This is a genomic window from Pseudovibrio sp. POLY-S9, from assembly GCF_001431305.1.
In the GTDB taxonomy this organism is placed as follows: domain Bacteria; phylum Pseudomonadota; class Alphaproteobacteria; order Rhizobiales; family Stappiaceae; genus Pseudovibrio.
This window is the reverse complement of sequence record NZ_LCWX01000212.1, coordinates 74,043-80,042: the sequence shown is the minus strand read 5'-3', so window position 1 is coordinate 80,042 and position 6,000 is coordinate 74,043. Positions and strand designations below refer to the sequence as shown.

Annotated in this window: 4 protein-coding genes and 1 riboswitch; all 4 genes read right to left on the bottom strand. The window is 53.5% G+C overall.

The window, feature by feature from the left end:
- Window positions 1–666 (bottom strand): ATP-binding cassette domain-containing protein (locus tag PPL9_RS21290; protein ID WP_057464605.1); only part of this gene is annotated, 666 nt, incomplete at its 3' end.
- Entirely contained in the window at window positions 653–2,200 is a 1,548-nt protein-coding gene (locus tag PPL9_RS21285; RefSeq protein ID WP_057464620.1) for an ABC transporter permease subunit, read from the bottom strand. The genes PPL9_RS21290 and PPL9_RS21285, both read right to left, overlap by 14 nt.
- Complete coding sequence (gene thiB, locus PPL9_RS21280; protein ID WP_057464619.1) at window positions 2,176–3,156, bottom strand: thiamine ABC transporter substrate binding subunit; 981 nt, start codon at window positions 3,154–3,156, stop codon at window positions 2,176–2,178. Before thiB ends, PPL9_RS21285 begins: the two co-directional genes overlap by 25 nt.
- A 33-nt stretch (window positions 3,157–3,189) precedes the next feature.
- Window positions 3,190–3,296, bottom strand: a riboswitch (TPP riboswitch).
- Window positions 3,297–3,412: 116 nt separating this feature from the next.
- Window positions 3,413–5,590 (bottom strand): catalase/peroxidase HPI, encoded by a 2,178-nt coding sequence (gene katG, locus PPL9_RS21275; RefSeq protein WP_057464604.1) that lies wholly within the window; start codon window positions 5,588–5,590, stop codon window positions 3,413–3,415.
- Window positions 5,591–6,000 lie beyond the last annotated feature (410 nt).

Sequence of the window (6,000 nt, the reverse complement as noted above, 5' to 3'; positions counted from 1 at the left end):
CGGTGGGTTGTCGAGAAGTTGTTGGGTTTCAGCAGGTGGGTGCGCTGATCCGTCGGCGACGAGGATTGCTTTGTTCGTGATGCGGCGGGCGTCTTGTGGGTCGTGACTGACCATAAGAAGCGTCGTGCCAGTTTCTGCGATGAGCTCCGCGACAAGATCCAGCATTTCGGCCTTAAGCGCAGGGCCGAGGGCGGCGAAGGGTTCGTCGAGTAACAACAGATCACGGTGCTGAACCAAAACGCGAGCAAGGGCGACGCGGCTTTGTTGGCCACCAGACAATTCAGCTGGTTTGCGTGCTCCCATCCCTGCCAGTCCAACCCGCGCAAGGGCTGCTTCGACTTGCTCTTGCTCAGGTTTTGAGAGCTTTCCGTTAGGCCGTAAGCCAAGGGCCGTATTTTGAGCAGCGGTTAAGTGCGGAAACAGATTGCCATCTTGAAACAGCATGGCGATTGGGCGTTTTCCCGGAGCCTGCTTGGTGAGCTCTTGTTCCTTCCAGAAAATGCGTCCTTGCGATAATTCACGGAACCCGGCAATAGCCTCAAGCAAGGTTGATTTTCCTGCGCCAGATGGGCCAATGACGGCAACGCTGCTGCCAGCTTCAACATGCAAGTTGGCCTGCAACTGGAACCGGCCATTTGCGATGAGACAAGAGCTAAGCTTCAGCATGCCAGCGACCTCCCCGGTCTAAAATCCAGAACAGTGCCATTGAAAGCACAAGCAGTAAAAGAGCTCCGCCGGCTGCTGCCTGCATTTTGTATGCCCCCATCAAGCGGTAAATCTGTAAAGGCAGCGTTGCAATTTCCGGATCTGCAAACAGGGCAATCACGCCAAGGTCTCCCATGGAAAGCGCCGCAGCAAGCCCCGCAGCAAACCCGATCTGTGGCCGCATACGTGGAATGAGGACACGTGAAAAGAACACCCAGCCTTCCATATTCAGAGACAAGGCCAACCGTCCATGTCGCGAAACCGTATCTCGTGCAGCAGGGACAAGAATGCGAAGTGCAAACGGCAATGCCATCGCCGCATTGACGAGTGCCGTCACAGGAAGAGCAAGATCTGACGGGTTTGCCCATGGACGTATAATGATAAACAAGCCCGTTCCAATCACCAGCGGGGATGCCGCTAATCCCAAAATTCCAGCAAGTTCAACCACACTATGCCGGCGAACGGCAATTGCGGCTGCCATAGGCAACGCGAGCAGCAACAAGATCACTGTGCTGGCTACGGCGACAGCAACGGAAACGAGTGCCGCCTTCAACACAATAAACGGCACCAGAAACAGACCGCTAAGCCCTGACAGGACAACAGCACTGAGCGGCAAAAGCAAAAACAGCGTTGCAAGTGAAATCCAGAGGATGTCTGCAACAGGTGCACCGCCATCCCAGCGCTGGATCGCACGTTCTAGTCCTGCACCAAACCCTTCACCGCGTGAGAGCTTCAGCGCCGCAAAGGCAGCAGCAGCGGTAAGCGTGAGTTGCAATGCAGAAAGCAGCGCGGCACGGCCAAGATCAAAATCGTATGTAAAAGCCTGGTAGATCGCCAGCTCAATAGTTGTCGCCCGTGGCCCACCACCAAGCGTCAGAGCAACAGCAAAGCTTGTCAGGCAGATCGCAAAGATCACAGCCAGTGCTCCGGGTAAAATGCGGGCGAGCATGGGGAGTTCAATCAGCCGAAACAGGGCTTTTCCATCACATCCAAGTTGCGCCGCAAGGCGAAAGCGCTCTGAAGGAACCTCTTGCCATCCCTGCAAAATCAATCGGGTTGCCAGCGGAAGGTTGAAGAAAACATGAGCCAGCACAACACCGTGGAGACCATAGATGCGAATGGGTGAAGCACCGAAATAGACAAGCACATCAGATATCCAGCCCGCACGGCCAAACACTTGCAGTAACCCAAGAATGGCGACAATAACTGGAAGAATGAAGGGGGCACCAAGCAGGGCAATAAGCAAACTGCGGCCCGGAAACCGCCGTCGCGCCAGGGCGCGCGCAACCGGCACAGCCAGTGCAACACTGATCACGGCAGAAAGCACAGCCTGCGTGAGCGTAAACTTGAGAGCAGCCCAATCGGAAGAGGAAAAGCCGTGACCCGCTTCGGTTCGCAGAGCAACCGCGGCCAACGTGCCAAGTATGAGTGCCGCGACAAGAAATGCCGCGGCAACACCGGGAAGCGAACTTACTGGCTGAGCGCTTCTAGCCATTCCGGCAGAGCCTCACGTCTTGCAGCAGCAGCTTCTTCAGGCTTAAAGAACAAAGCTTTTTCAGGCACCTGCAGAGTGTCAAAGCCAGCAGGTAAACCACCTTTTGGTGTCACAGCTGGATACATCCAGTTGGTTGTTGGAATGATTGTCTGGAAAGCGTCTGAAACCATGAAGTTCAGGAACTTGTCTGCCAGCTCAGGCTGATCAGTTCCGGCAAGCTTTGCCGCTACTTCAACCTGCATGTAATGGCCTTCTTCAAACGTAGCAGTGGTTTTGCTGTTATCTTCCTCGGCAATCAGGTGGTAAGCCGGAGACGTGGTGTAACTGAGCACCATCTCCGCTTCCCCATCAAGGAAAAGACCGTAGGCTTCAGACCAGCCTTTTGTAACCGTCACGATGTTATCGGAAAGATCCGCCCACACATCAGCAGCTTCGTCTCCGTAAGCCGCTTTCACCCAAAGCAGCAGCCCGAGGCCGGGCGTAGAGGAGCGTGGATCCTGAATAAGGATCTTGGCATCACTCTTCGCAAGCTCGCGGAAGTTGGTTGGTACGGTTTCGCCAGCCTTGTGTACGAAGGCAAAGTAGCCCCAGTCGTACGGCACAAAGGTTTCGTCAGCCCACTCCACTGGCAGTGTGTATTGGGCCTCAACAGTGTGTGGTGCAAACAGGCCAGTTTTCTTGGCAGTCTCTACCAGATTGGTGTCCAGACCCAGCACCACATCGGCATCCGAGTTCTTACCTTCAAGACGAATGCGGGAAAGCAGTGCTGCGCCATCTTCGACGCCAACAAGTTTTAGGTCACATTCACATACAGCCTCAAACGCTTCTTCCACTTTTGGGCCTGGGCCCCAGTCAGAAACGAAGCTGTCGTATGTGTAAACTGTCAGTTGAGGCTTCTCAGCAGCCATCGCTGATGTTGCAGTGAGTAATCCCGCAGCAATTAACAGATGTTTCAAGTCATCCTCCATTGCGGCGAGAGGGCAAGGATGGATGAAACCGGTACCCTTCCCTCCGCCGGTTCTAGCCGGTTCAGGTTCAACGGGTTCGCCACTAAAGCATCTCAGCACGACAAAAGCGCGCACCCCGAGGTTAAGCGGTTCTTAACCGGAAAAACACAGAAGCGCAACCGGATATAGCCAGCGTCTGGAGAGCACCTGTAGGGAGTTGCAATAAAAAGCCCGGGCAATTTCCTGCCCGGGCTGGTCGCATTTATTAGGCAGCCAGGTCGAAGCGGTCGGCGTTCATGACCTTGGTCCATGTTGCCACGAAATCGCGGACGAACTTTTCGTGGTTGTCATCCTGAGCATACACTTCAGCATAAGCGCGCAGGATTGAGTTGGAGCCAAACACAAGGTCTGCACTGGTTGCAGTCCACTTAGGCTTGCCAGATTTGCGGTCACGGATTTCATAGGTGCCATCTTTGAGTGGATGCCAGCTGTTGTCCATATCGGTCAGGTTGACGAAGAAGTCCGTTGTCAGCTGACCTTCGCGGTCCGTGAAGACACCATGCTTTGAACCGCCATAATTGGCACCAAGAACGCGCAGGCCACCAACAAGTGCAGTCATTTCCCAGCCAGTCAGGCGGAGGAGCTGAGCACGATCCAGCATCATCTCTTCCGGGCTAACAGCGTACTCTTGCTTCTGCCAGTTACGGAAGCCATCAGAAATAGGCTCCAATACAGAGAAGGATGTCGCATCAGTCATCGCATCTGTTGCATCACCGCGACCAGAAGCAAATGGAACTTCCACGTTGAAACCAGCTGCCTTGATGGCATTTTCTACACCAACGTTGCCTGCCAGCACGATCACATCTGCGACTGAGGCTCCTGCCTGTGCTGCGATTGGTTCAAGCACAGCCAGAACTTTGGCAAGCCGGTCTGGCTCATTGCCAACCCAATCCTTTTGGGGAGCAAGGCGGATACGAGCACCGTTGGCACCACCGCGCATATCAGAACCGCGATAAGTTCGTGCGCTGTCCCAGGCGGTTTTGATCAGATCTTCATTGCTCAAACCACTTGCCGCAATTTTTGCTTTCACCGCAGCAACATCATAGTTGGTGTTGCCTGCCGGAACAGGATCCTGCCAGATAAGGTCTTCTTTCGGCACATCCGGGCCAAGATAATTGGCTCTTGGTCCCATGTCGCGGTGGGTCAGCTTGAACCATGCACGAGCAAACGTATCTCTGAAGTACTCAGGATCTGCAATGAACTTCTGGCAGTATTCGTTGTAGATCGGGTCAACCTTCATCGCCATGTCCGCATCCGTCATGATTGGATTGTGACGAACAGACGGGTCTGTTGGATCAACAGGTTTGTCTTCTTCCTTGATGGAAACAGGTTCCCATTGCCATGCGCCGGCAGGAGATTTTACCTGCTCCCATTCATGGCCGAACAGCATATCGAAAAAGCCCATATCGAACGTAGTTGGGTGTGTGGTCCACGCACCCTCGATGCCAGAAGTAAAGGCATTCGTTGCCTTGCCATCCTGTCCGGGGTTAGACCAGCCAAAGCCTTGCTCTTCAAGACCGGCGGCTTCCGGTGCGACACCGATGTTATCGACGGCACCGCGTCCATGGGTTTTACCAACGGTGTGACCACCACAAGTCAGCGCAGCAGTTTCCTCGTCATTCATTGCCATACGAGCAAAGGTTTCGCGGATCTGATCAGCTGTTTTTTGCGGACCGGGAACGCCATTCACGCCTTCAGGGTTCACGTAGATCAAACCCATATGGGTTGCTGCAAGCGGATTTTCGAGCGTTGAAGGGTCATCCAGATCGTCATAGCGCTCTTCACTGCGCGCAAGCCATTCTTTTTCAGATCCCCAATAGGTGTCGATCTCCGGACCCCAGATATCCTCACGGCCAAACCCGAAACCAAAGGTTTTCAGACCCATAGAGTCATAGGCAATAGTACCTGCGAGAATAATCAGATCAGCCCAGGAGAGAGCGTTGCCGTACTTTTTCTTGATAGGCCAAAGCAAACGGCGAGCTTTATCAAGGCTTGCGTTATCAGGCCAGGAGTTGAGCGGAGCGAAGCGAATGTTGCCGGAACCGCCGCCACCGCGACCATCTGCAAGACGATAAGAGCCGGCTGTGTGCCACGAAAGGCGGATCATAAGGCCACCATAATGGCCCCAATCCGCTGGCCACCAGTCTTGACTGTCGGTCATGAGCGCATGAACGTCTGCCTTCACCGCTTCGAAGTCGAGTGATTTAACAGCATCATGATAGTTGAAGCCTGGGTCCATCGGGTTAGTACGCGCACCATGTTGATGGAGGATGTCGAGATTCAAAGCATCAGGCCACCATCGGGTAACCGGCTTATCCATCGATGTATTCGCGCCATGTACCACCGGACAAACACCGGCTGTCTTGACATCGTTACCGTGCATTGCTGTCTCCACTATCTAATTTGGCTCTTGCTGGTTTTGACGTAGCGTTTACCTTAAGCGGTGAGACGAAACGATGCATCCAGCAAATTCTAGACTGAATATAGGGCGCAAAGCACATTAAGTGAAATTGCATCTTCTACGCATATCGATAAGTTTTTCTTATCGTATAAATTTGAAGGTCAACGAAGGTGCTTCGATTGCTCCTCTGAGCTCTCCTCATCACACACGAAGATGCTTTTCGCGAGGTGAGGAGAGCATCAGTTCTGCCCTTCAATGCAGCAACAATCCGTGTAAAATATCACATAGATTTTCGCGGAGAAATTTGCATGAGCACTATCAGTCTTCTCAATTCTATAATTGGTCCGGTGATGAGAGGACCCTCGAGCTCTCACTCTGCAGCGCCATACTGC

What these genes read in the sequence shown, in the direction of transcription:
- PPL9_RS21285 (WP_057464620.1), bottom strand. Translation starts at nt 2,200, where the DNA reads ATGGCTAGAAGCGCTCAGCCAGTAAGTTCGCTTCCCGGTGTTGCCGCG.
- katG (WP_057464604.1), bottom strand. Translation starts at nt 5,590, where the DNA reads ATGCACGGTAACGATGTCAAGACAGCCGGTGTTTGTCCGGTGGTACAT.